Origin of the sequence: Pseudoduganella ginsengisoli (genome assembly GCF_009720865.1) — a bacterium.
In the GTDB taxonomy this organism is placed as follows: Bacteria; Pseudomonadota; Gammaproteobacteria; order Burkholderiales; family Burkholderiaceae_D; genus Rugamonas; species Rugamonas ginsengisoli.
In genome coordinates, this window is the sequence record NZ_WNLA01000025.1 from 53071 (window position 1) to 77847 (window position 24777).

Consider the following 24777-nt stretch of genomic DNA (forward strand, 5'->3'; position numbering starts at 1 on the left):
CAATGCGTGCTTTTTGGCTGGCGAGGTGGCTGGTGTGCTGGCTGTTGCTGGCGGGACCAGCTGCAGCGCAAATCGCGCTGCCGGCCGGCAGTGAGCCGGTTGACTTGACGGCGGCCACCGTGCTGCTGGAAGACCCGGGTGGGCAAATGACGGTGCAGCAGGCGGCCGCGCAGGCGGAACGTTTTATGCCCGGCAAGGCATCGCCTGGTTTCAGCGCGTCTGCGTGGTGGCTGCGCTTCCGATTGCACAGTACGCAAGCCGGGACGTGGTGGTTCGACACGGGCAACCGCACGTTGCAGGAAGCGGACTTCTACGTGCCCGACGGCCATGGCGGCTATGTGCACCAGTCCGCGGGCGCAAACCGTCCGTTTGCCCAGCGCCCGTTGCCGACAGATTATTTTGTGTTCCCGTTCACAGTGGGCGCCGGGGACACCATTGACGTGTATTTGCGCGTGCGCAGCACCGGATTCCAGGGTGTGATGCTGCGGCCGATGGTGTGGCAGCCGCACGCGTATCAGGCGCGGCAACGCTGGGAACAGACGCAATGGGTGCTGTACCTCGGCATGGCGCTGACCCTGGCTGCATTCAACTTGATGCTGTGGCTGTATCAGCGCGAAGCCGATAACTTGATTTATGTGCTGTCGCTGTTTGCCATCGTGTGGACCACCAGCAGCGCGGCGGGCGGCTATGGTTCCGCGTTCCAGATGCTGTGGCCAGAGTCGCCGCTGTTCGAGCAAAGTTCGGCTGTCATGTCGGTGTTGTTCGTGTGCGTGCTGACGCCGCTGTTTATTTCGCGCATATTGCGGCTGTGGCGTGTGATCCCCCGCGTCAGCATGGTGCTATGGACATTTGTTGTCATCAATTGCCTGACCAGCATTGTGCTGGCAGCCATGACGATGATGAAAGTGCCGAACGCCGCCGCGCAAATGCAGACGATTTACATTATTGGCGGCTTGCTGTGGCAACCGATCTTTCCTTTGCTGGGGTATGGCATTGTGCTGTGCGCGCTGCGCGGCGACCGCTTTGCCCGCTTTGTCGTGGTGGCCTATCTGCCTGCCATCGCCGCTTCCACGTACACGTCGATGCAAAACGTGCGGGGCGAACCGCCCAGCCTCGTATTCATCATGTATGGCGCGGCCTTTGAATTGCTGGTGATGGCGCTGGCGCTGGCGGACCGGTTTAATCAAGAGCGGTTGCAAAAAATGGCGGCGCAGGAAGCACTGGTGCAAACCTTGCGGCGCTCGGAACAGGAACTGGAACAGAAGGTCACGCAGCGCACGTTGGAATTGAACCGCGAACAGAACAAGACCAAGGAATTGCTGTACAACATATTGCCGGTGGAATTGGCGGAAGAATTATCGAACACGGGGCAGGCCCAGCCTGCCCGGCATGAATCGGCCACGGTGCTGTTTACAGACTTTGCCGGATTCACGGCCATGGCAGGGACCATGCCGGCGGACCGCATGATCGCGGAACTGAACGAGATTTTTGCGGCGTTCGATGATATTGCCGACGAATGTGGCGTAGAGAAGATTAAAACCATCGGTGACGCCTACATGGCGGCGGCAGGTTTGCCCAAGCCATGTTCAGACCATGCGCAGCGGTGTGTGCGGGCGGGGTTGAAGATGATTGCCTACATCGAGGAGCGCAACCGGAGGAATCCGTTCAAATGGACTTTGCGTGTGGGTATACACTCGGGACCCGTGGTGGCGGGCGTGGTTGGCAAGCGCAAGTACGCGTTTGATATCTGGGGTGACACCGTTAATATCGCGTCGCGCATGGAGAGTTCGGGCGAAGGGATGCGGGTCAATGTGTCGGCTTATACCAGTGACCTGGCCAAGGAAGAATTTGAGTGCGAGTATCGGGGCAAGGTTGCCGCGAAAGGCAAGGGTGAAATTGATATGTATTTCATAAAAGCTAAGAATAATCAGGAACCGGCAGCCAGCGGTAGTATGGCCGGATGACACCTTATCTCGCACATACCCGATGGATCGACGGCGACCACCCCGATGTGGCCGCCAAAGCTGCCGCATTGGCGCAGGGCGCGGCGTCGCTGGAACAGGTGGCGCAGCGCTGTTTTGAGTTCGTCCGCGATGGCATCCGCCATAGCGTGGATTACCACAGCAATCCCGTCACGTGCCGCGCGTCCGATGTGTTGAAGCACGGGACGGGCTATTGCTACGCGAAGAGCCACTTGCTGGCGGCGCTGCTGCGCGCCAATGGCATTCCGGCCGGGCTGTGCTATCAGCGGCTGGCCGTAGGCACGGAAGGCCCGCCGTATTGTTTGCATGGCTTGAACGCCGTATGGCTGGAACCGTATGGCTGGTACCGCATTGATGCGCGGGGCAACAAGCCCGGCGTGGATGCCCGTTTTACGCCTCCGCGCGAACAGCTGGCGTTCCCGGTGTTGGCGCCAGATGAGCGGGATTTGCCGGAGATATGGGCAGAACCGCTGCAAGTCGTGGTCGATGCGCTGACCCGGTATCCGACTGTCCAGGCGGTGCTGGAGAATTTGCCGGATGTGAATTTGATGCCGTCTATAAAGCCTGGAGCGGGGCGTGCTGGCTGGATCGACGCCGGTTATCACGTGGCAGAGTGAGTGGGGACCTTGCCACCCACCAAATCTGCCACTTTTCCCAGCTCTTCCGCCAGTACCCGCATGACTGCCTGAATCCGCACGGTATCGCGCAAATCCGGGTGCGTCAGCAGCCATAATTCCGACGCCAGCGCCGGGTCCGGCTCCGTTACGCGCCGAAGTGAGCGCGTACTATCGCCAAGAAAGCACGGCAACAGCGCCAGCCCCAAGCCATCGATACACGCCTGGCGCAGCGTGCTGAAGGTGCTGGCCCGGAAGCCGACCGTATCGAGCGGCACGATTTTTTCCAGCCAGCGCAACGTACGGTGGCGGCCCAGCGTGTCATCCAGTGCGATCCATGCATGTTCAGCCAGCGGGCGCTGCGGCTGTGCGTCCAGATAGCCGGGGGCGCCGTAGACGGCCAACGCCAGCGGACCGATACGCTTGCCGATCAAATGATCCGGCGGCTGCATGGCGGGACGGATTGCAATATCGGCGTCGCGCCGCGACAGGTTGGCCATCACGTTATCGATACCCAGTTGCAAGGTAATGTCGGGATACTCGCGGCGGCACGCGGCAATCGCGGGATTGAGCAAGACTTGCGCCACGCTGTCCGTCGTGGTGAGCCGAACCGTGCCGCTGGGGCGCAAATCGCGGCCCGCCACTTTCAACAGTGCTTGCTGAGCGGTTTCTTCGATGGCAACGCCGGCCCGGGCAATCTCTTCGCCGGCAGTGGTGGGCACATAGCGCCCGCCACTGCGTTCAAACAGCCGCACGCCCAGCTTGTCTTCCATTTGCGCCAGGCGGCGGAACACCGTGGCATGGTTGACGTTCAAGCGGCGCGCGGCGCCAGACAGTGATCCGGTCTCGACTATGGCTGCCACGCAGCGCAAGTCATTCAAGTCGGTGTGCGTTTCTGCAAGGGCGGTTTGCATAAATTTGGAATTTTCTTGCGTGAGTGCACAGCATAAGCTGTGCACATCAACTCATCAACAGGAGCCTTCCATGAAAACCAAACTGATTGCCATCACTGCCGCTTTATTGGCCACCACGGTTGCGTATGCCGGCGAACCCATTTGGGACGGCAATAAAGTGCAAATGGTCAGTGAAAAACTGGACCAGGGTGTGTATGCATATTACGCGGCAGATGCCCGTGAATTGAATGCCAAGGGCGGGGCGGCGGCTACCAGCGGCGGGTTAATTGTCGGCAGCAAAGGCGCACTGCTGATTGATACCATGTTGAACCAGCGCTTGAATAAACAAGTGCAGGAATTGAGCCGCCAATTGGGCGGCAAACAAATCCTGTACGCGGTGAATACCAGTTCTCATGGCGACCATTCGTACGGCAATATGTATTTGCCTGCGACTGTAAAAATTGTGCAGCATGCGGTCACGCGCCAATACATTGCCGGCCATTTGGAAGACGATAAAGCTTTCATGGTGAAAAACTTTGGCAGCGGCCGTGGTATTGAACATATCAAAGCCCGTTCACCGGATATTGTGGTTGCGGCAGGCAGTACGGTATCGCTGGATTTGGGTGATAAAAAAGTCGATATTATTGATTTCGGCTTTGGCCAGACCGGTGGCGATTTATGGGTATGGGAACCGCAGTCTAAAGTATTGTGGACAGGTAATCCTGTCATTGCTTCCAAACCGGCATTGCCATGGCTATTGGATGGCCGTTTGGTGGAAACCCTGGAGACATTAAAAAAGGTCTATGCCTTCCTGCCAGCGGATGCGAAAATTATTCCTGGCCACGGGGTTGCCATGCAGCGTGAAGATTTGCAGTGGCATATACAATACCTGGAAACCATCCGTAATAAGGTCCAGGCTGCAGTCAATGAAGGGCTGACCCTGGAGCAAACGGTTCAGCGCACAGCCATGCCCGAATTCGGTGGCTACGCATTGTTTGGCTGGGTGCATCCGGGCTTGAATGTGCCGGCCGCGTACCGCGATCTGAGCAAGAAATAAGGCTTAATCCCGGCGGCAAGGTATAATGGCAGCCTCACTGCCGGGAGTTTTAAATGAGTACAGAAGAACGCTTTATTGATATTGAAATCAAACTGGCCCATGCGGAAGACATGGTGGATTCGCTGAATCAGCGTATTTATGAACAGCAAAAGCAAATCGATAAATTGGAAGTCATGTTGAATGCCTTGGCACAGCATATTCGCGATAATGCGCAAAGCCAGCAAACACCGCTCAATGAGCGGCCACCGCATTACTGATTGCCACGTTGCGGCTGCTCAGCCGCTTTTTTACGCCGATTTTATGCCTTAAATTGGCGCAATCGCGCTAATAATTGGCATGAAATGGCTGAAATGGGCCGCTGGCAGAAGTTTTAGTCGAATTGACTGGAGGCGATGGCTGTGCCCAGACGTTTACCCAGACTTAATAAAGTCAGCGTCGGGGGCAAGCCCCATGGTTCAGGAATGACGGAAGCATCACACGCATATAAGCCGGGTAAGGCAGTCCTTAAGTGCTTATCCACACCATGGCCTATGCGGACGCTGCCGCCGGGATGGGCGGCGAAATGCCAGCTTTTAAAGATGCGACGTGCTCCCGCTTCTTTTAATACTTGGCGGGCTAATCCAATGCCTTCGCGGAATTTGGCTTTATCGCTGGGCTGAAGGGATTTGTTGACCCAGCGTGGGCCAATGCTGCCGCCGATTTCATCACGAATCTTTACCATAATTGATAAAATTTTTTCATGCGAAAATAGTCGGTCTATGCGACCTACCTGCAATGCAAAGGCTTGATACATGGGTTTAGGCAGTGTTAAATCTGCCAGTGAAAAACCTTGTTCATGGAAATAAGCTCCGGCAGCCATCGGTACTTCGGCACCGCCATGTATATCGTCGCAAGTACCCATCACGGCAACAACGGGATCACTGAAAAATGGCGATGTGCGGGGTGTTAATGCGGAAGCATGCAATATCCGGGGTGTACCGATGCCGCCGCCGGACAGAATAATATGGGATGCATGAATGGTGAATGGCTGACCTTCGCGTACGCATTCAACACCGGTGGCGTGCCCTTTATCTTGCAATACCCGGATGACACAGGTTTGATCGAGTAAATGGGCGCCATGGCGCACCGCTTCCTCAATCAAATCACGCGCCGTCCATTTTGCGCCAAATGGACAGCCGTAAACGCAGCGCCAGCAGCCGGTACGGCAGATTTGTGGACGGATCATTTTATTTAACTTGCGCCAGCTTAACCCGGCGGCTTGGCCCGCCTGCAATAAACGCTGCGCCATGGGGCCGATTAATTCATCCGGCAATGGCGCCATTGGCAATTCAGCCTGTAGCGCTTGTGTTTCGCGGGACAGGTCGATGCCATAACGGGCAAATAACGCTGCCGGTGGCGGTGCGGCGGTAGCGAAATTTAATGTGGAACTGCCGCCGGCAGTAATACCTTGAACCAGCAGGGATGCGTCCTGGTGGAAATAAGCGCCGCGGCCGGGAATGGCTGCCATGGCGGACATTTGCAGGAGGGTCCCGTTTACGGGCACTGCACTGCCTTGTTCCAATATGGCAACCGATAATCCCCGGCACGCCAGTTCGCGGGCAACAGAGGCGCCGCCGGGGCCGCTGCCGGCCACGATGGCGTCATAAGAAGAACGGAATGGGGTGTGCATCAAGCGATGGTAGCACCGCTATTGGGTAGTGCTGGTGTTGCGGAAGAATAAGGTTGCCTGTTAATCCACGTTAAAGTATCGTCAAAAATCCTTACTTGCGGAGATGTTCCAATGGCAATGTTGATTCTCGGCTTACTGATTTTCCTGGGCGTGCATTCAGTGCGCATTGTTGCCGATCCGTGGCGTACGCAAATGCGGGCGCGGATGGGGGAGCAGGGATGGAAAGGCGTGTATTCGCTAATTTCCCTGGCGGGGTTCGTGCTGTTGGTGTGGGGATATGGGCTGGCACGGCAATCGCCCGTCGTGCTGTGGGTGCCGCCAGCCGCTACCCGCCATATTGCGGGACTGCTGACGTTGATTGCATTTGTGTTCCTTGCTGCATCCCACGTGCCGAACAATGGGATTAAAGCCAAAGTGCATCACCCAATGTTGATTGGAGTAAAGGTTTGGGCGTTTGCGCATTTGTTGGCCAACGGTAACTTGGCCGATGTGATTTTGTTTGGATCGTTCCTGCTGTGGGCCATCATTGACTTCAAATCCGCCCGCCAGCGGGACCGGGTAGCCGGTACGGTCTATCCGCCCGGCACCGGCAAGGGTACGGCGATGGCTGTGGTTGGTGGCGTGGTGGTGTGGGCCGTGTTTGCGTTCTGGCTGCATGGCGTGTTAATTGGGGTGCGGCCGTTTGGATGAGGTGCATAGATGCAAACGAAAAATTATCAGAAATACATTGAACGTTCGCGGGCAGCGCGTGCTACGGGTGATTACGTACCTGCGGAAAGAGTGATCAAGAGGCTGGAGCAGATGCTGGCAAAGGCCAAGGTGCGCTCCAAGAAGAATGGGGCTGTGTAATTAGCTTGTCGGGCGGGCTCTCCTGTGTAGCGAGCCCGCGTTCCGGTCAGTACAGTTAGCCGTCTTTATCAATACGCGACTGAATATGCTGCGCCCGGTCCGGCGAAGACGGATGCGAACTGAACATGCTATGGCCGGGCCCTTCCAGTTTCGCCAGCTTTTGGAACAGCGTCACCAGCCCCGTCCGCGACAGCTTTTCCTTGCGCAGCATGTCGTACGACTGGTCGTCCGCATCCGTTTCCTGGGCTTGGGAAAATTGCGCTGCGATGAATTTCTGGCCCAGGTTGCCCAGTTCGGATTGGCTCAGCGTTGCTGCGGTGCCGCTGACTGCAGTGGCGGCGCCGCGCGCAGCCTGTAATGAAAAGGCTGTCTGCATGGATTTTTTGGTGTGGCCGAGTAATACGTGGCCAATTTCGTGGCCCACGACTGCGCGGATTTCATCGTCGTTCAAGGCATCCATCAAGCCGGCAAAGACGCGAATACAGCCGTTGTCCATGGCGAACGCATTGACGTCGGTGACGAGGTAGACCTTCGCATCGAGCCGTTTGCCATTGAATTGGCTTAATTTCAATGGCTTGAGTGCTGCCGCGAGGCGTTTTGCGTACTTGCTGCCCGGCGCGGCAATTTTGTTGGATTGATCCAGGGCGGCGCAGGATTTGTCGGCCAGGTCAATGACTTCGGCGTCGCTCAGCGTAGCGGCTTTGATTGCCAGGCCCGCTGAATCGGCCAGCCCGCGTAAATCGGTGGCGCCGGTCAACGGGGCGGTGAGCGCTGACAGCGCCAACACGCTGCCAGCTAGCAGGGCTGGCACGGGATTAACGGACTTTTCCTGCAAGGGTGAACGCATGGATTTCATGAATGCTCCCAAGGTGTTTTTCATCAGGGATGCGGCGTATTTCCGCATAGAAATCGTAGCGATCTTCTGTTCAGGCAACTTTGCGAAAACGCATTTGGTTGTCGCTAAGCATGATTTGACACACATTTTTAACGGGAGGTTTTGTGGGTAAAGGCAGGCTGGAAGCCTTCAGCGACGGCGTGATCGCCATCATCATCACCATCATGGTGCTGGAACTTAAAGTGCCGCACGGCGCGGACTGGGACACGCTGGCGCCGCTGGCGCCCGTGTTCCTCAGCTATGTGCTGAGTTTCATTTACGTGGGGATTTACTGGAACAACCACCACCACACCATGCACGCCATCAATAAAGTCAACGGCAGCGTATTGTGGGCGAATTTGCATTTGCTGTTCTGGCTGTCGCTGATTCCGTTTGTCACCGGCTGGATGGGCGAGAACCATTTCGGCCAAGTGCCCGTGGTGATTTATGGCGGCGTGCTGACGATGTGCGCGTTGGCGTACATGCTGTTGGTGAGCATACTGATTCGGCTGCACGGCAAGGACTCAGCGCTGGGACAGGCCGTGGGGAGTGATAAAAAAACGTGGCTGTCGATTGGATTGTATGTGGCAGGGATGGCGCTGGCGTTTGTGCATCCATGGCTGGGCGCCAGCCTGTATGTCATCGTTGCGCTGATCTGGTTTATCCCAGACCGGCGTATTGAAAAGCATTTGAACCACTGACAGGCAGTAAGCGTGGCGCGCGCCAACACGCGCGCCACGCAAGCAAGTCAGTTATCCAGCGTCTTCAATTCACGCCGCATGATCTTGCCGCTGCTGGTCTTCGGCAAGTCCGCCACGAATTGCACGCTGCGCGGCACCTTGTACGCAGCCAGGTGTTCGCGGCAATACGCCAAAATGTCGTCCGCCGAGGCCGTCGCGCCCGGTTTCAGCACCACATAGGCTTTTGCCACTTCCCCTTTGAGGTCATCCTGTTTTGGCCCCACACCCACCATGGCGACTGCCGGATGGCCGGAGACGACGCGCTCCAGCTCGGCCGGATAGACGTTGAAGCCGCCCGTGATGATCAAGTCTTTCTTGCGGTCGACAATATAAATGTAGCCCGCCTCATCCATCTTGCCCAGGTCGCCCGTGTGCAGCCAGCCATCGGGTTCAATGGTGTCGCGCGTAGCCTTTTCATTGCCGTAATAGCCCTGCATGACCATCGAGCCGCGCGCCATCAATTCGCCCACTTCACCGGGCGGCAGGGTTTTCGAGGCATCTTCGGGATCGGCAATGCGGAACGTCATGCCGGGTTCGCCCAGGCCGATGGAACCGTGGCGGTTTTCGCCATAGAACGGGTTGGTGGTGGCCACGCCGCCCAGTTCCGTCATGCCCCACACTTCCAGCATCGGGCAGCCGAACGCTTCTTCCACGGCGCGCGCTTTTGCCACCGGCATGGTCTGGCCGCCCACGGCGCAGCGCTTCAGCGATGACACATCGTACTTGTGCAAATCCGGGTAAGCCAGCAGGTACATATACATCGTGGGCACGCCGTCGAGAATCGTGGCTTTGTGCGTCTGCACGGCGTTCAGCACTTCTTCTTCATTGAATTTCTGGATGATCACCAACGTCATGCCATACATGATGGCGCCATTCAACGTTACGTTGCCATACACGTGCGAGCAGGGCAGGGCGGTGACGCCCGTGTCGTGTTCGGTGCGCACGTGCATCAGCGCCATGCCGGCGGCCGACGACAGAATGGCGCGGTGGCTCAGCATCGCGCCTTTCGGGTGGCCTGTGGTGCCGGACGTATACGCAATGGTGGACAGCGCATCCGGATCGGCCGCAACGGGCTTGAAGGGCGCTGTGTTGTCCAGCAAGGTTTCAAAACGCTGCGTGCCCGGCAATCCGGCGCCGCCAAACAGCACAATATGTTCGATCGGGCATTTTTCACGCACGGACAGCAGTGCTTCCCCCTTGTCGAACGACGCCAGCACGATGCGCGAACCGGAATCGTTGGCCACATACGCCACTTCTTCCGCCGTCAGCATCACGTTGATGGGAATGGCGACCGCACCTACCTGGTGGATTGCGTAATACGACACCACCCATTCCCATCGGTTGACGGAATACAGCGTGACTTTGTCGCCGGGCCCCACGCCCAGCGCTTGCAAGCCGGCTGCCAGCCGGCTCACCAGTTGGTCCAGTTCCGCGAACGACAGCGAGCGGTCCTTGAAAACCAGCGCCGTCTTTGTACCAAAACGTTTCGCTGCCGCTGGCAAGATGCTACCGAGGGTCCATTCCATGCGTGTCTCCTGGTTATCAAAAAATCCAGTTTACAGCATAGAAATCGCATTTTTCTGTGTCAAATCAATAATTTATGGCTTTTATTGTGGTAGTTAGTAGCAGATTATTCCAACAGGAAATGGCTTGTAACGTTAAGTATCAAAGTGCGCCGCAGCATGGAATGCAAGTGACTGCCGAAAAGTGTCCTGATATCATCGGCGGCTCTTCACACCGCTCATACAGCCGTGTGCCCTTGTCTTTTACCGAAAGATAAAATGTCCCGTCCCAATCTGCTCATCCTGGCAGCCGCTGCCGGCTTTGCCCTGACTCCCGTTGCCTTTGCCGCCCAAACCACTGCCGCTGCCGCGTCTGTTCAAAGCGCGGCGTCGCCAGCCGCGAATTTGGCAAATAATCCGTTCGCGCAACCAAGTCCGCTGCCTTTCCACTATCCGCAGTTTGACTTGATCAAGGATGAGCACTTCGCTCCTGCTTACGCCGAAGGCATGGCGCAAAACCTGAAGGAAATCGACGCGATTGCCAATAACAAGAAGCCGGCCACGTTCGACAACACCATTGTTGCCATGGAGCGCTCCGGCCAGTTGCTGGCCCGCGTATCGACCACGTTCAGCAACCTGCAGGGCGCGAATACCAACGACAAGCTGGACGAGATCGACCGCGACATGTCGCCAAAGCTGGCGGCCCATAGTGATGCGATTTATTTGAACGGCAAACTGTATGCGCGCGTGAAGTCGCTGTACGACAAGCGCGACAAGCTGGGCCTGGACGCGGAAGCTAAGCATTTGCTGGAACGCTACCACATGGACTTCGTGCGCGCCGGCGCGCAACTGTCGGCGGCTGACAAGGAAAAGCTGAAAGCGTATAACAGTGAATTGGCCACCCTGCAGACGTCGTTCTCGCAAAGCGTGCTGAAGGAAATCAATGCGTCGGCCATGATCGTCGATACCCGCGAAGAGCTGGCCGGCATGTCCGACGCCGCCATCGATGCGGCGGCTGCCGCGGCGAAGGCGCGCGGTATGGAAGGCAAGTTTGCCGTGGCGCTGATTAACACGACGGGCCAGCCGCCGCTGGCCGTGCTGACCAACCCGGCCACCCGCAAACGCTTGATGGATTTGTCGCAAGCTCGCGGCAGCCATGGCGGCGCGTTTGATTCGCGCGATATCGTACTGAAGATCGCCAAGCTGCGCGCGGAAAAAGCTGCGCTGCTGGGCTACCCGAACTATGCCGCGTATTCGCTGGCAGACCAGACCGCCAAGTCCACGGACGCCGTCAACAAACTGCTGGCGGAACTGGCCAAGCCGGCGGTGGCCAATGCGCGCAAGGAGCAGGCGGATTTGCAGGCGGTTGCCGATGCGGAAAAAGCAGGGATTCAAGTCGGTGCGGCAGACTGGGCGTTCTACACGGACAAAGTGCGCGCGCAGCGCTACAGCTTCGACGGCGCGCAGTTGAAGCCATACTTTGAACTCAACAACGTGCTGGAAAAAGGCGTGTTCTTTGCTGCGAACAAGCTGTATGGCCTGTCGTTCAAAGAACGCAAGGATTTGCCTGTCTATCATCCGGACGTCAAGGTGTACGACGTGTTCGACAAGGATGGCAAACAGCTGGCGGTCTTCCTGGCCGACATGTATGCGCGTCCGACCAAGCAGGGCGGCGCCTGGATGAATGAATACGTGTCGCAATCGAAGCTGCTGGGGACGCAGCCGGTGGTGGCGAACCATCTGAATATTCCGAAACCGCCGGCAGGCGAGCCGACGCTGCTGACCGTGGATGAAGTCAAAACCGCGTTCCACGAATTCGGCCACGCATTGCACGGCATGTTCTCCAACGTGAAGTATCCGCGCTTCTCCGGTACCAGCGTGCCGCGCGACTTCGTGGAATATCCATCACAAGTCAATGAAATGTGGATGACGAATCCGGAAGTGCTGGCGAACTACGCCCGGCATTACAAGACCGGCGAAGCCATGCCGGCCGCATTGCTGGAAAAAGTCGCCGCAGCGAAGAAATTCAACCAGGGTTTCGCCACCACGGAAAACGTGGCGTCGTCGCTGCTGGACCAGCGCTGGCACCAGTTGCCCGTGTCGCAAATCCCGACCGACGTGCTGGCGTTTGAAGCGGCTGCCTTGAAGGATGTCGGCGTTGACTATGCGCCGGTGCCGCCGCGCTACCGCACCACGTACTTCTCGCACACGTTCTCGGGCGGCTACGCTGCCGGCTATTACTCGTACCTGTGGAGTGAAAAGCTCGACGCCGATACGGTGGAATGGTTCAAGGAAAACGGCGGCTTGCAGCGCAAGAATGGCGACTGGTTCCGCGACAAGCTGCTGTCGCGCGGCGGCACCGACGATGCGCTGCAACTGTTCCGCAACTTCCGCGGCCGCGATGCGCAAATCGAACCGCTGCTGATCCGCCGCGGCTTGCTGGCCAAGTAATCCATCCTGCCGACATCCTGGGAACCACTCATGAAAACTATGAAAATCGCTGCTGCCGCTGTTGCATTGGCCTTTGCTACTTTCGCCCACGCCGGCGCCGCAGCGTTTGACGCATCGAACCCGTTCGCCCAGCCCAGCACGCTGCCATTCCAGTATCCCGCCTTCGACAAGATCGGCAACGATGCCTACGCCCCGGCTTTTGCGGAAGGCATGCGCCAGAACCTGGCGGAAATCGACACTATCGCCAACAACAAGAAGCCGCCCACGTTTGAAAATACCATCGTGGCGATGGAACGCTCCGGCCAGTTGCTGAACCGCGTATCGACCGTGTTCTACAGCCTGAACGGCGCCAATACGAATGAAACCATCCAGGCGCTGGACAAGGAACTGGCGCCGAAGCTGGCGGCCCACAACGACGCCATCCGCCTCAATGGCAAGCTGTATGCGCGCGTCAAAGCGCTGTACGACAAGCGCGACAAACTGGGCCTGGACGCGGAATCGAAATACCTGCTGGAGCGCTACCACACGGACTTCGTGCGCGCCGGCGCCAAGCTGTCGGCTGCCGACAAGGAAAAGCTGAAAGCGTACAACGCGGAACTGGCTGCACTGCAAACCACGTTCAGCGCCAATGTGCTGAAGGAAGCCAATGCGTCGGCGCTGATTGTCGACACCCGCGAAGAATTGGCCGGCATGAGCGACAAGGCTATCGATGCGGCGGCCGCGGCTGCCAAGGCGCGCGGCCTGGAAGGCAAGTTCGCCATCCCCGTCACCAACACGACGGGCCAGGCATCGCTGTCCGTGCTGACCAACCGCGCCGTACGCCAACGCTTGCTGGACGCGTCGCTGGCGCGCGGCAGCCATGGCGGGGAATTCGATAACCGCGACGTCGTGCTGAAAATGGCCAAGCTGCGCGCTGAAAAGGCTGCGCTGCTGGGCTATGCGAGCCATGCCGCGTATAACCTGGAAGACCAGACTGCGCACAGCCCGGAAGCCGTGAACAAGCTGCTGGCGGAATTTGCCCGTCCGGCCGTGGCCAATGCGAAGAAAGAAGCGGCGGAAATCCAGAAAGTCATCGATGCGGACAAGGGCGGCTTCCAGCTCGGCGCTGCCGACTGGTCGTTCTACTCGGACAAAGTGCGTGCGCAGCGCTACGCCTTTGACCAGAGCCAGTTGAAGCCGTATTTTGAATTGAACAACGTGCTGGCCAACGGGCTGTTCTTCGCTGCCGGCAAGGTCTATGGCTTGTCGTTCAAGGAGCGCAAGGATTTGCCGGTGTATCACCCGGACGTGCGCGTGTTCGACGTGTTTGATGAAAACGGCAAGCAGCTGGCGATCTTCCTGGCGGACTTTTATGCGCGCCCGACCAAGCGTGGCGGCGCATGGATGAATGCATACGTCAGCCAGTCCAAGCTGATGGGCACGCAGCCCGTGATTGCCAATCACCTCAACATTCCGAAGCCGGCCGATGGCGAGCCGACGTTGCTGACGTACGATGAATTGCGCACCTTGTTCCATGAATTCGGCCATGCGCTGCACGGCATGTTCTCGGACGTGACGTACCCGCGCTTTGCCGGCACCCGCGTGCCGCGCGACTTCGTGGAATTCCCGTCGCAAGTCAATGAAATGTGGGCCGTGTATCCCGCCGTGCTGGCCAATTATGCGAAGCATTACCAGACTGGCGAGGCAATGCCGAAAGAGTTGCTGGACAAGGTGATCGCATCGCAGAAATTCAACGAAGGCTTCCGCACGACGGAATACCTGGCGGCATCCATCGTCGACCAGCGCTGGCACCAGTTGAATGCGTCGCAAATCCCGGCCGATGTGGTGGCGTTTGAAACGGCAGCCTTGAAAGACGCGGGCGTTGATTTCGCACCAGTACCGCCGCGCTACCGCACCACGTACTTCTCGCACATCTTCGCAGGCGGCTACTCGGCCGGTTACTACGGTTACCTGTGGAGCGAGAAGCTTGATGCCGATACCGTGAACTGGTTCCAGGAAAATGGCGGCATGCTGCGCAAGAACGGCGACTGGTTCCGCAAGATGCTGCTGTCGCGCGGCGGCACGATGGATGCGATGCAGATGTACCGCAACTTCCGCGGCCGCGATGCGCAGATTGAACCGCTGCTGGAGCGCCGTGGCTTGACGGAGAAATAATTGCAGTAAAGCAGAAAGGTGCCCGGGGCCTTTCTGCAGTTAGGAAACTATTTGACTTGTCTACTGTAGGCAGGTTTATCGTGGCGGCTCCCTTCAAGGAGCTGCCATGACTGACGACGAATTCCTCTGCCAGTTCACCGCCTGCACGCTGGCGCCTGAACATTTCAACCACGTGGGCCACGTACGCCTGGGCTGGATTTTGCTGCGCAAGTTTTCCCCAGATGACGCCGTACGGCAGGCTTGTGCTGGCATCCATCGCTATGCATCCCACCTGGGCGCTGCGGATAAGTTTCACTGGACGATCACCGAAGCCCTGCTGCGCCTGTTGCTGGCGGGAGGTGCGGCGAACCGTGGACAGGACTGGCCGGCATTCCTGGCGGCGAACGCGCCATTGCTGATTGACGCCCGCGCGCGGCTGGCGCTGCATTATTCGCCGGAGCGGCTGGCCGGGGCGGCGGCCCGCACTGCCTTTGTCCAGCCAGACCGGGCGCCGGCATCGATGACGCTGCCATGGGGCGGTGGCACGCGCTATTTGAAAAACAGGCGCCTGCAGCGCACGAGGCATTCTTACGGTCGCTGGGCCGGGATGCGGCAGAAATTGAAAATATTCGCTGCTGGGCAAGAAATGGCGGATCCGTGTAGTCTTACTTGCTAAATTAACCATTTCAGCAGGAATTCCGTACGCATGACCCAACGTAGTGCCAATAACGCCGCCCCGGCAGCCCCCGATGCATTGCCGGACGGCTTGCCACCCCGCCAGCGCCTGTTTGCTTTCGTTGCTGTTGCCATTGCCGTCACGATGGCCGTGCTCGACACCGCCATCGTGAACGTAGCGTTGCCATCGATGAGCCGTGACCTGGGCAGTACGCCAGCCCAGGCTGTGTGGATCGTCAATGCCTATCAGCTTGCCATTACCATCGCCTTGCTGCCGCTGGCTTCAGTCGGCGACAGCCTCGGCTATAAAAAAGTGTACTGGTGCGGGCTGGCGCTGTTTTCCACTGCGTCCTGTGCATGCGCGTATGCGCCGACCTTGCCGGTGCTGGCGTGTGCGCGCGCTGTGCAAGGGTTGGGCGCGGCCGGGATCATGAGTGTCAACATTGCACTGGTGCGCTACATTTTCCCCAAGGCGCAACTGGGCGTGGGCATGGGCTATTCGTCGCTGGTGGTCGCGGTGTCGTCGGCGGCTGGCCCATCGGTGGCGGCCGCTATCCTGTCGCTGGCCAACTGGCAGTGGCTGTTCCTCGTGAACGTGCCACTGGGCGCGCTGGCGCTGGTGGTGGCGGCCCGCGCCTTGCCCAAGACTCCGGCATCGCGCCATCCATTTGACGTGGCAGGAGCCGCATTGAATGCGCTGACCTTTGGTTTGCTGATTGGCGGCCTCAATACGCTGAGCGAAGTACAGGGTGGCCGCCAGGCGGCTGCCATGCTGGTGCTGGCGTTATTGTTTGGCGTGGTTTTCGTGCGCCGCGAATTGCGCAGGCCGGTGCCCATGCTGCCCGTGGATTTGCTGCGCATGCCGGTGTTTGCCTTGTCGCTGGTGACGTCGATCGGCTCGTTTGCCGCGCAAACCATGGCCGGCATTGCATTGCCATTTTATTTTGAACATACGCTGGGCCAGACGGCCGTTGCCACGGGTTTGCTGATGACGCCGTGGCCCGTCATGACAGCACTGGTGGCGCCGATGGCGGGGCGCTTGTCAGACCGTTTTCCGCCGGCGCGGCTGGCGTGCGTCGGCTTGCTGGTGATGGCGCTGGGCCTGGCCAGCTTGCCCATGCTGGGCGCAGCGCCGTCGTATGTCGACCTGGGCTGGCGCCTGGGGCTGTGCGGCGTGGGCTTTGGCTTGTTCCAGTCGCCCAATAACCGTGTCATCGTAGGCAGCGCACCGCGATCGCGCAGCGGCGGCGCCAGCGGCTTGCAATCGATGGGACGGTTGCTGGGACAGTCGCTGGGCGCCGTGGCGGTGGCCGTCATTTTTGCGCTGGGATTGGCGCAGCCTACCGCATGGATTGCGTGGGCCGCTGCCGCGCTGGCATTAATGGCGTGCGGCGCCAGCAGCTTGCGTCCCGCTGCGTTGAAATGAACACATCCGTAGCTCGATGCGTGGATTCGGTGTATAAATTGGCTATGGCAATTACAGGGGACAGCAATGGATAATGATCTGAAAGCCTCGTTGAAAGCTTTGCATGCCCGGCTGGGTCAGTCCGGTCCGGTTGACGAGGAATTGCAGGATTTGCTGCGCCAGCTGGACGGTGATATCCGCCAGCTGCTGGAACAGCGCGCCGCCGAGGGCGATGAAGTGTCGCCGTATGGGCTGGCTGAACGCACGCAGGAAATTTCCGCCCGCTTTGCCGCCAAACACCCGACCCTGGAGCCGGCGCTGCGCGAACTGGGGTCCATCCTGGCCAATATGGGTATATAAAAAGCCGAGGCTCATACGAACCTCGGCTTGGGTATGAGAACCCGGGACCGGAAGTCCCGGGCGGCCAGCGTTACGGAAACGCCAGCATCGGCGGTTCGATACCGCCAAAGGCAAAGTCTGGGTGACGCTTCTGGATCATCTCTTCAATTTCAAGCACCCGGCTGGGTGGCACGTCGACGATCAATAACACCTGCCCCTGCGCGATACGGGGCGCAAACTGTTCCAGTTTCGTATTGGGGATGGCTGCCGCATTCATGCCGGATGCCCATCCGCCAAACAGCGCGCCACCCAGCGCGACCAGCAAAATAGCGGCCGTGCGGATGGTCCAGCCGTCAGGCGGGAACATGGTCAGCAAGATAGCGGTACCCAGACCCACGATGCCGCCGATTACCATGCCCAGTTGGGCGCCATGCACGATATCCGTACGCTGCAGGAAACTGCAATCGGGCATGTCAGGAGGCAATGTTTTGTCTTTGGCAAGAAACTTGATGTGACTGATTTCGATACGCGCGAGCAGCAATTCATCGAGCATGGCGCGCGCGCTGGGGATGTCTGGAAGCATGTAGTAGAGACGACGGCGCATAGTAATCTCCGAGCGGGTTATATCTTTGTTATGGTAAAAAATGTAACAAAGGCAATAGTAGTGCCTTGTATTCTCTGGACATGTCCATCTTCACAAGTTATTGAAAAATATAAGATTTTCCAATTGAAAAAGACTATCGGATGCGCGCAACGAAAGCATTTCTAGTACAATGCGCGCCTATGACCCCCACCAATTTATTTGCGACCGTTCCTAAGCGGTCTGAGCGCGCTGCATCCGCGCCTTTCCTCCCTATGTCCCGCGCCGAGATGGAACAACTCGGCTGGGACCAGTGCGACGTCATTCTCGTAACGGGCGACGCCTATATCGACCATCCGAGTTTCGGCATGGCGCTGGTCGGCCGCTTGCTGGAAGCGCAAGGCTACCGCGTCGGCATCATCAGCCAGCCAGACTGGCATTCCGTCGATCCCTTCCGCGCGCTGGGCAAACCACGCCTGTATTTCGGCATCACGGCCGGCAATATGGATTCGATGGTCAACCGTTATACGGCAGACAAGAAGCCCCGTTCGGATGACGCGTACACACCCAATGGCGAACCGAACAAGCGCCCGGACCGCGCCGTGTCCGTGTATGCACAGCGCGCCCGTGAAGCGTATCCGGGCACGCCGATCATCATCGGTTCGATCGAAGCGTCGCTGCGCCGCATTGCGCACTACGATTACTGGTCGGACAAGGTGCGTAAATCCGTGCTGACGGAATCCAAGGCTGACTTGCTAATTTTCGGCAATGCCGAGCGCGCGCTGGTTGATATGACGAAGCGCCTGGATGCCGGCGAGAGCATCAAGGACATCAAAGATTTGCGCGGCACGGCGTTCATGGTGCCGCTGGGCTGGATGCCATCCGAAGAGTGGGGTGTGCACAATTCCACCCGCGTCGATATCCCCGGCCGCATCGATCCGCATCCGGATCCGTATGCGATGGCCAAGGAAGACAAGAAAGAATGCGCATCGGAAAACGCGGCGCCCGAGCCGGAAGTCAAGCCGATCCGCATCATGACGCGCGAAGAGCGCCAGGCGATGGCCAAGGAAAAGCACAACCGCACCGTGGTGCGCCTGCCATCGTATGACGTGGTCAAGGATGACCCGGTCATGTACGCGCACGCCTCGCGCGTGTTCCACCTGGAATCCAATCCCGGCAACGCGCGCGCGCTGGTGCAGCAGCATGGCGACCGCGACGTGTGGATGAATCCGCCGCCATTGCCGCTGGCCATGGATGAAATGGATAACGTCTACGACTTGAATTACGCGCGCGCCCCGCACCCGAGCTACGGCGATGCGAATATCCCGGCGTGGGAAATGATCCGCTTCTCGGTGAACATCATGCGCGGCTGCTTTGGCGGCTGCACGTTCTGCTCGATCACGGAACACGAAGGCCGCATCATCCAGAGCCGTTCCGAGCCGTCGATCCTGCGCGAGATCGAACACATCCGCGACAAGACCAAAGGTTTTACGGGCATTATTTCCGACCTGGGCGGTCCGACCGCCAACATGTACCGCCTGACGTGCAAGAGCAAGGAAATCGAAGAAACGTGCCGCCGCCTGTCGTGCGTGTACCCGTCGATTTGCGTGAACTTGAACACCAACCACAATCCGCTGACCAAGCTGTACCGCAAGGCGCGTGCGATCCCCGGCGTGAAGAAAATCCTGATCCAGTCGGGCCTGCGCTATGACCTGGCCGTACGTTCGCCGGAATATGTGAAGGAATTGGTGACGCACCACGTTGGCGGCTTGCTGAAGATTGCGCCGGAGCACACGGAAACCAACGTGCTGTCGAAGATGATGAAGCCGGGCATTGGCGCGTATGAAGAATTCCGCGCCATGTTCGAGAAATACTCGATCGAAGCGGGCAAGAAACAGTATTTGATTCCTTACTTCATCGCGGCCCACCCGGGCACGACGGATGAAGACATGCTGAACCTGGCGCTGTGGCTGAAGAAAAACAATTTCCGCCTGGACCAGGTGCAAACGTTCATGCCGACGCCGATGGCCATGGCCAGCGCCATGTACCACTCGCGCCGCAATCCGCTGCACAAGGTCACGGAAGATTCGGAAGTCGTGGAAACGCCGCGCAACCAGAAGCAGCGTACGGCCCATAAAGCGTTCCTGCGCTACTACGACCCGAAGAACTGGCCGATTCTGCGCGATGCGCTGCGCCGCATGGGCCGTGGCGACTTGATCGGCACGGGCGAACGCCACCTGATCCCGCCCTACGTGCAGGGCGAGGAAAACTTCAAGGTATCCCAGGGCAAGCGCGCGATGCCGATGCTGGCGCCCGGCGCCGGCAAGCGCGGTGGCCAAGGTTTGCCATTGCCCGGCCGCGGCGGCAAGCCGAATGCGCTGACGGGTTCGATGACGGCGCGCGCCACGGTGGAAACCAAGTCGCGCCCGTCGATTCTTGACACCATCAAGGTCAAGAAGGCGGCTCCGGCGCCGGCCAAGCAGGGTGGCCGGCCAGCCGCAGGCGCCAAAGCAGGTCCGGCGCCGCGCGGACGGAAATAATTCGCCAGGTAGGCTGTCCGGCACGGCGGGCGCTCCCTCACGGGACGCCCGCCGTGTTGTTTTCTACCCTCAAATTTCACAAATGCATGGATAATTCATCCCAGCTCACATGAACGAGCGGGGCGGGTTGCGGCTACACTGATTGTTCAGATCGGGGACGCCCAGACCGAGCCCCGAACCCATACTGGATGACTATGAAAATATCGCTGAAATTAACCGCACTGTTGCTGGCTCCCATGCTGGCGCTGCTGGCCGCCTGTGGCGGTGGTGGCAAAGACAGTTCCTCTTCCACCACCACGCCGACCCTGCTGTCAATTACCGTGTCGCCGCCCACGCCGACCACGCAAGTCGGGGTGACCTTGCAAATGACCGCCACTGGCCATTATTCGGATGGCAAGGACAGTGCATTGACCACCGGTGTCACGTGGTCCGTAAAAGGCCCGAATATTTCCGTGTTGCCCGCCACTGGCCTGGTGACCGGCGTGGGCATCGGTACCGATACCGTGACGGCCACGATGGGTTCGCTGTCCGGCTCCACCACGGTGACGGTCAAAGGTAAATGGGATGCGGTTTCCGCCAACGGTAACCATACGCTGGCGCTGCGCGGCGATGGCGCGCTGTATGCCTGGGGCTTTAACCGCCAAGGCCAGCTGGGTGACGGCACCAATCTCGACCATGCGAGCCCGACTTTGGTGACGCCGCCGGCCAAGGTCAAATTGCCATGGAAGCAGGTGGCGCAAGGTGAATTCCATACGCTGGCTGTCGATAGCGATGGCATCTTGTGGGGCTGGGGCTTTAACCAGAATGGCCAGTTGGGTGACGGCTCGCTGGTCGACAAGACCACGCCGGTGCAGATCGGCACGATTAAGTGGTCGCAGATCGCCGCAGGCAAATCGCACAGCATGGGCATCGACAAGGATGGCGCATTATATGCCTGGGGCCGCAATGCCAATGGCCAATTGGGTGATAACACCCGCAGCGACCGCCTGGTGCCGACCAAAATTACCGTGCTGGTCACCGGTAAGGCGCTGACCTGGAGCAGCATCGCGGCGGGTGGCTCGCACTCGATGGCGCGCGCGCTGGATGGTTCGCTGTACGTATGGGGCGGCAATGCCAAGAGCCAGTTGGGCAATGGCGCCACCACCGACTTGCTGGTGCCTTTCAAGCTGTCTACCGGTACGGCAAGCTGGGCCAGCGTCGCGGCAGGCGGCACCCACTCGCTGGCCGTGCAAACCAATGGCACCTTGTGGGCCTGGGGCGACAATTCGTCTGGCCAGCTGGGTGTGGCCACCACCAATACCGCAGTGACGGCCACTGCGCCGACGCAAGTAGGCACGGCCACCACCTGGTCGAAGATCGCTGCCGGTTTGGCCCACTCGCTGGCCGTACGCACCGATGGCACGCTGTGGGGCTGGGGTGCGAACAGCAATGGCCAGGTGGGCAATGGCAGCACCGTCAATGTCGGCGCACCAGTGCAGATCGGTACGGACATCAACTGGGTGACGGTGGAAGCAGGCAATGCACATAGCGCAGCACTCCAGAAAGACAATTCCGTCTGGCTGTGGGGCCGCAACACGGAAGGCCAGCTGGGTAACGGCACGCAAGCGGACGTGACCGCGCCAGCTGTCCTGAAGTAACGGAGTGCGGCGATCTTGTTGCGCTGGCTGATCCGGATGTGTATGCTGCTGGCGGCGCTGTGCGCGCTGCCGGCGCACGCGCAGGAACAGGTCACGCTGCAATTGAAACACACGCACCAGTTCCAGTTTGCCGGGTATTACGCGGCCGTGGAAAAAGGCTATTACCGCGAAGCGGGGCTGGACGTGCAAATCCTGGAAGGCGCCGATGGCAACGAGCCGGAGCGCGCCGTCCTGGCTGGCAAAGCGCAATATGGCGTCGGCAGCAGCAGCCTGCTGCTGGCGCGCATGTCGGGCAAACCCGTCGTGGTGCTGGGCGTCGTGTTCCAGCATTCACCGTATGTGCTGATCATGGCGCAGACTGGCGCCACGCCGGACATTCACGCGATTATCGGCAAGCGCGCCATGATCGGGTCCTTGACGGATGAATTGACGCAAGCCGATGAAATCATGGCGTACCTGAAGAAGGAAGGCATCTCTGCGGCCAACCTGATCCGGGTCGAGCATACGTACAATCCGGATGATCTGGTCAAAGGCCGGGTCGATGCGATGTCCGTGTACGTGACCAATGAACCGGACTACCTGGACCGCATCGGCTTCCCCTACGATATCTACAGCCCGCGCAATGCGGGCATTGATTTTTATGGCGACAACCTGTTCACCAGCGAGCAGGAAATCAAGCAGCACCCTGAGCGCGTCAAAGCATTCCGCGCCGCCAGCATGCGCGGCTGGCAATATGCGATGAGCCATCAGGAAGAAATCGCCGACCTGATTTTGAATAAATATTCGCGCCGCAATGACCGCCAGCATTTGCTGTTTGAAGCACGCGCCATGGTGCCGCTGGTGCAGCCCGTGCTGGTGGAAATCGGCTACATGAACCCGGAACGCTGGCAGCACATTGCCGACATCTATGCGGAACTGGGCATGCTGCAAAAAGGCGTGAACTTCGACGGCTTCCTCTACAACGTCGAGAGCGGTCCCAGCCTCGTGTGGCTGTACCGCGTGCTGGGCGCCGCCAGCGTGCTGCTGATCCTGGGCGCCGCCGTGCACTTTTCCCTGCTGACGCGTGAGCGCAACCGCGCGCAGGAAGCCATCCGCAAGGGCGAAGAGCGGTTCCGCACCATGTTTGAAGCGGCGCCGCTGGGGATTGCACTGATCGATACCAACACGGGGCAGTTCATCGACATGAATCCCCGCTACCTGCAAATCGCGGGACGCACGCTCGATGAAATGAAAGCCAGCACATGGCGTAATTTAAGCCATCCGGAAGACGTGGCGGCCGAGCAGCAGCAAATTGACGCGATGGCGGCGCGCCGCCAGACGGGTTTTAAACTGGCCAAGCGCATGCTGCGGCCCGATGGTTCCATCGTGTGGGTCGATGCCTCGATCACGGCGCTGCCGGCTGCCGGCGCGCAGCAGGCGCTGCACCTGTGCATGATCGAAGACATCACGGAAAAGAAACAGACAGAAGCGCTGATCTGGCAGCAAGCCAACTTCGACACGCTGACGCAATTGCCGAACCGGCGCATGTTTCATAACCGGCTGGAGCAGGCAATTATCAAAAGCCGCCGCGATGGCAACCGCATTGCCATCCTGTTCATCGACCTCGACCACTTCAAGGAAGTCAATGATACGCTGGGCCACCACCAGGGCGACATTTTGCTGATCGATGCGGCGCGGCGCATTGGCGCCTGCGTGCGCGAATCGGATACCGTGTCGCGGCTGGGCGGCGATGAATTCACGGTTATCCTCGGCGAGCTGACGGATATCGGCCGCGTGGAAACCATTGCGCAAAACATTATCGACAGCCTGCGGGCGCCATTCCAGCTGGGGCAGGAGCAAGCTTTCATCTCCGCTTCCGTCGGTATCACGCTGTATCCGGATGACGCCAGTTCCATCGATGATTTGCTCAAGCACGCGGACCAGGCCATGTATGCGGCCAAGGATGCCGGCCGCAACCGCTTCAGCTATTTCACGCCGGCGCTGCAAGTGGCGGCGCTGAACCGCATGCGCCTGACGAATGATTTGCGTGGCGCCGTCAAGGCAGGGCAGATGGAATTGTATTTCCAGCCGATTGTGCACTTGCGCACGGGCCGCATCCACAAGGCCGAAGCGCTGGTGCGGTGGCGCCATCCGCTGCGCGGCATGGTCAGCCCGCTGGAATTCATCCCGCTGGCGGAATCGTCCGGTTTGATCCACGAAATCGGCGAATGGGTGTTCCAGGAATCGGCGCGCTGGATCCAGCGCTGGCGTACTGACATCCACCCGGAATTCCAGGTCAGCGTGAACCAGTCGCCGCTGGAATTCCAGCGCGAAGGCGGTTATGAAGGGTGGATGCGGCTGTTGACGGACCTGGGCTTGCCGGGCCAGTCCATCGTGATTGAAATCACGGAAGGTTTGCTGCTTGATGCGTCGAATGCCGTCACGAAGAAGCTGCTGCAATTGCGCGACGTCGGCATCCAGGTGGCGCTCGATGATTTCGGCACCGGTTATTCGTCGCTGTCTTACCTGAAGAAATTCGACATCGATTATCTGAAAATCGACCGCAGCTTTACCCGCAACCTGGCGCCCAATTCTTCCGACATGGCGCTGTCCGACGCCATCATCGTCATGGCCCACAAGCTGGGCCTGCGTGTGATTGCCGAAGGTGTGGAAACGCCGGAACAGTGCGATCTGCTGGCGCAAGCCGGCTGCGACTATGGCCAGGGCTACCTGTTTGCCAAACCCATGCCCGCCGCGGAATTCGACGCCCACCTGCGCGGCCAGCCATCTTGACGAACTAATCACGCATCCCCGCCGGAACGGGGATAATAGCGTCTTGGCTATGTTGATTGATAGTC

20 protein-coding genes are annotated in these 24777 nt (G+C 59.1%); 15 read left to right on the top strand and 5 right to left on the bottom strand.

The features are described from left to right. Positions 1 to 2: 2 nt before the first annotated feature. Together GM668_RS25785 and GM668_RS25790 are read left to right on the top strand one after the other, a co-directional pair. The gene (locus tag GM668_RS25785; RefSeq protein WP_170305837.1) at positions 3 to 1964 is read left to right on the top strand and encodes an adenylate/guanylate cyclase domain-containing protein; all 1962 of its coding nucleotides are present in this window, start codon (positions 3 to 5) and stop codon (positions 1962 to 1964) included. Then, positions 1961 to 2599: a transglutaminase-like domain-containing protein gene (locus GM668_RS25790; protein ID WP_155441846.1), complete on the top strand. Its 639-nt coding sequence runs from the start codon at positions 1961 to 1963 to the stop codon at positions 2597 to 2599. The genes GM668_RS25785 and GM668_RS25790 overlap by 4 nt, the downstream gene beginning before the upstream one ends. On the opposite strand, the gene GM668_RS25795 is transcribed toward GM668_RS25790, so the two are convergent. Beyond that, positions 2584 to 3510 (bottom strand): LysR family transcriptional regulator, encoded by a 927-nt coding sequence (locus tag GM668_RS25795; protein WP_155441847.1) that lies wholly within the window; start codon positions 3508 to 3510, stop codon positions 2584 to 2586. The two genes, GM668_RS25790 and GM668_RS25795, sit on opposite strands and share 16 nt — an antisense overlap. Positions 3511 to 3580: 70 nt before the next feature. Between GM668_RS25795 and GM668_RS25800 the strand changes: the two genes are divergently transcribed. After that, complete coding sequence (locus tag GM668_RS25800; protein WP_155441848.1) at positions 3581 to 4546, top strand: MBL fold metallo-hydrolase; 966 nt, start codon at positions 3581 to 3583, stop codon at positions 4544 to 4546. A 53-nt stretch (positions 4547 to 4599) separates the two neighbouring features. Next, positions 4600 to 4803, top strand: a complete 204-nt coding sequence (locus GM668_RS25805; protein ID WP_155441849.1) for a SlyX family protein — start codon at positions 4600 to 4602, stop codon at positions 4801 to 4803. A 113-nt stretch (positions 4804 to 4916) separates the two neighbouring features. Here GM668_RS25805 and GM668_RS25810 read toward each other — a convergent pair whose 3' ends face one another. Next, positions 4917 to 6215: a GMC family oxidoreductase N-terminal domain-containing protein gene (locus tag GM668_RS25810; protein WP_155441850.1), complete on the bottom strand. Its 1299-nt coding sequence runs from the start codon at positions 6213 to 6215 to the stop codon at positions 4917 to 4919. A gap of 111 nt (positions 6216 to 6326) precedes the next feature. On the opposite strand from GM668_RS25810, the gene GM668_RS25815 reads away from it, so the two are divergent. Next, positions 6327 to 6905 carry an NnrU family protein gene (locus GM668_RS25815; RefSeq protein ID WP_155441851.1) on the top strand — a complete coding sequence of 193 codons (579 nt, stop codon included), beginning with the start codon at positions 6327 to 6329 and terminating at the stop codon, positions 6903 to 6905. A gap of 9 nt (positions 6906 to 6914) precedes the next feature. Further along, the gene (locus GM668_RS25820; protein ID WP_155441852.1) at positions 6915 to 7064 is read left to right on the top strand and encodes a hypothetical protein; all 150 of its coding nucleotides are present in this window, start codon (positions 6915 to 6917) and stop codon (positions 7062 to 7064) included. 55 nt (positions 7065 to 7119) lie between these two features. Here GM668_RS25820 and GM668_RS25825 read toward each other — a convergent pair whose 3' ends face one another. Further along, entirely contained in the window at positions 7120 to 7911 is a 792-nt protein-coding gene (locus GM668_RS25825; protein WP_155441877.1) for a M48 family metalloprotease, read from the bottom strand. A 152-nt stretch (positions 7912 to 8063) separates the two neighbouring features. On the opposite strand from GM668_RS25825, the gene GM668_RS25830 reads away from it, so the two are divergent. Beyond that, complete coding sequence (locus tag GM668_RS25830; RefSeq protein WP_170305838.1) at positions 8064 to 8639, top strand: TMEM175 family protein; 576 nt, start codon at positions 8064 to 8066, stop codon at positions 8637 to 8639. A gap of 47 nt (positions 8640 to 8686) precedes the next feature. Here GM668_RS25830 and GM668_RS25835 read toward each other — a convergent pair whose 3' ends face one another. After that, on the bottom strand, positions 8687 to 10204 hold the full coding sequence (locus tag GM668_RS25835; RefSeq protein WP_155441853.1) for a class I adenylate-forming enzyme family protein: 1518 nt from the start codon (positions 10202 to 10204) through the stop codon (positions 8687 to 8689). Between the two features lie 255 nt (positions 10205 to 10459). Between GM668_RS25835 and GM668_RS25840 the strand changes: the two genes are divergently transcribed. From GM668_RS25840 to GM668_RS25860, 5 genes are all read left to right on the top strand, one after another. Further along, positions 10460 to 12631 carry a M3 family metallopeptidase gene (locus GM668_RS25840; protein WP_155441854.1) on the top strand — a complete coding sequence of 724 codons (2172 nt, stop codon included), beginning with the start codon at positions 10460 to 10462 and terminating at the stop codon, positions 12629 to 12631. A 39-nt stretch (positions 12632 to 12670) separates the two neighbouring features. Beyond that, on the top strand, positions 12671 to 14785 hold the full coding sequence (locus tag GM668_RS25845; RefSeq protein ID WP_155441879.1) for a M3 family metallopeptidase: 2115 nt from the start codon (positions 12671 to 12673) through the stop codon (positions 14783 to 14785). Between the two features lie 106 nt (positions 14786 to 14891). Next, positions 14892 to 15440 carry a hypothetical protein gene (locus tag GM668_RS25850; RefSeq protein WP_155441855.1) on the top strand — a complete coding sequence of 183 codons (549 nt, stop codon included), beginning with the start codon at positions 14892 to 14894 and terminating at the stop codon, positions 15438 to 15440. 30 nt (positions 15441 to 15470) lie between these two features. Further along, positions 15471 to 16865 (top strand): MFS transporter, encoded by a 1395-nt coding sequence (locus tag GM668_RS25855; RefSeq protein ID WP_155441856.1) that lies wholly within the window; start codon positions 15471 to 15473, stop codon positions 16863 to 16865. A gap of 66 nt (positions 16866 to 16931) precedes the next feature. Continuing rightward, on the top strand, positions 16932 to 17204 hold the full coding sequence (locus GM668_RS25860; protein ID WP_155441857.1) for a DUF4404 family protein: 273 nt from the start codon (positions 16932 to 16934) through the stop codon (positions 17202 to 17204). A gap of 70 nt (positions 17205 to 17274) precedes the next feature. On the opposite strand, the gene GM668_RS25865 is transcribed toward GM668_RS25860, so the two are convergent. Further along, a complete protein-coding gene (locus GM668_RS25865) occupies positions 17275 to 17787 on the bottom strand; it encodes a DUF1269 domain-containing protein (protein WP_229499925.1) in 513 nt (170 codons plus the stop codon). A gap of 179 nt (positions 17788 to 17966) precedes the next feature. Between GM668_RS25865 and GM668_RS25870 the strand changes: the two genes are divergently transcribed. From GM668_RS25870 to GM668_RS25880, 3 genes are all read left to right on the top strand, one after another. Next, positions 17967 to 20303: a YgiQ family radical SAM protein gene (locus GM668_RS25870; RefSeq protein ID WP_155441858.1), complete on the top strand. Its 2337-nt coding sequence runs from the start codon at positions 17967 to 17969 to the stop codon at positions 20301 to 20303. Positions 20304 to 20497: 194 nt separating this feature from the next. After that, entirely contained in the window at positions 20498 to 21940 is a 1443-nt protein-coding gene (locus GM668_RS25875) for an RCC1 domain-containing protein (protein ID WP_155441859.1), read from the top strand. Positions 21941 to 21976: 36 nt separating this feature from the next. Then, positions 21977 to 24712, top strand: coding sequence for an EAL domain-containing protein (locus GM668_RS25880; protein ID WP_155441860.1), 2736 nt, complete (start codon positions 21977 to 21979; stop codon positions 24710 to 24712). Positions 24713 to 24777: the final 65 nt, after the last annotated feature.

Bases quoted from the DNA above. Each gene is read 5' to 3' on its own strand.
- GM668_RS25865 (WP_229499925.1), bottom strand. From the start codon at position 17,787: ATGCGCCGTCGTCTCTACTACATGCTTCCAGACATCCCCAGCGCGCGC.
- GM668_RS25875 (WP_155441859.1), top strand. From the start codon at position 20,498: ATGAAAATATCGCTGAAATTAACCGCACTGTTGCTGGCTCCCATGCTG.
- GM668_RS25845 (WP_155441879.1), top strand. From the start codon at position 12,671: ATGAAAATCGCTGCTGCCGCTGTTGCATTGGCCTTTGCTACTTTCGCC.
- GM668_RS25785 (WP_170305837.1), top strand. From the start codon at position 3: ATGCGTGCTTTTTGGCTGGCGAGGTGGCTGGTGTGCTGGCTGTTGCTG.
- GM668_RS25815 (WP_155441851.1), top strand. From the start codon at position 6,327: ATGGCAATGTTGATTCTCGGCTTACTGATTTTCCTGGGCGTGCATTCA.
- GM668_RS25850 (WP_155441855.1), top strand. From the start codon at position 14,892: ATGACTGACGACGAATTCCTCTGCCAGTTCACCGCCTGCACGCTGGCG.
- GM668_RS25810 (WP_155441850.1), bottom strand. From the start codon at position 6,215: ATGCACACCCCATTCCGTTCTTCTTATGACGCCATCGTGGCCGGCAGC.
- GM668_RS25820 (WP_155441852.1), top strand. From the start codon at position 6,915: ATGCAAACGAAAAATTATCAGAAATACATTGAACGTTCGCGGGCAGCG.
- GM668_RS25790 (WP_155441846.1), top strand. From the start codon at position 1,961: ATGACACCTTATCTCGCACATACCCGATGGATCGACGGCGACCACCCC.
- GM668_RS25835 (WP_155441853.1), bottom strand. From the start codon at position 10,204: ATGGAATGGACCCTCGGTAGCATCTTGCCAGCGGCAGCGAAACGTTTT.
- GM668_RS25860 (WP_155441857.1), top strand. From the start codon at position 16,932: ATGGATAATGATCTGAAAGCCTCGTTGAAAGCTTTGCATGCCCGGCTG.
- GM668_RS25795 (WP_155441847.1), bottom strand. From the start codon at position 3,510: ATGCAAACCGCCCTTGCAGAAACGCACACCGACTTGAATGACTTGCGC.
- GM668_RS25840 (WP_155441854.1), top strand. From the start codon at position 10,460: ATGTCCCGTCCCAATCTGCTCATCCTGGCAGCCGCTGCCGGCTTTGCC.
- GM668_RS25880 (WP_155441860.1), top strand. From the start codon at position 21,977: ATGTGTATGCTGCTGGCGGCGCTGTGCGCGCTGCCGGCGCACGCGCAG.
- GM668_RS25825 (WP_155441877.1), bottom strand. From the start codon at position 7,911: ATGCGTTCACCCTTGCAGGAAAAGTCCGTTAATCCCGTGCCAGCCCTG.
- GM668_RS25855 (WP_155441856.1), top strand. From the start codon at position 15,471: ATGACCCAACGTAGTGCCAATAACGCCGCCCCGGCAGCCCCCGATGCA.
- GM668_RS25870 (WP_155441858.1), top strand. From the start codon at position 17,967: ATGACCCCCACCAATTTATTTGCGACCGTTCCTAAGCGGTCTGAGCGC.
- GM668_RS25805 (WP_155441849.1), top strand. From the start codon at position 4,600: ATGAGTACAGAAGAACGCTTTATTGATATTGAAATCAAACTGGCCCAT.
- GM668_RS25800 (WP_155441848.1), top strand. From the start codon at position 3,581: ATGAAAACCAAACTGATTGCCATCACTGCCGCTTTATTGGCCACCACG.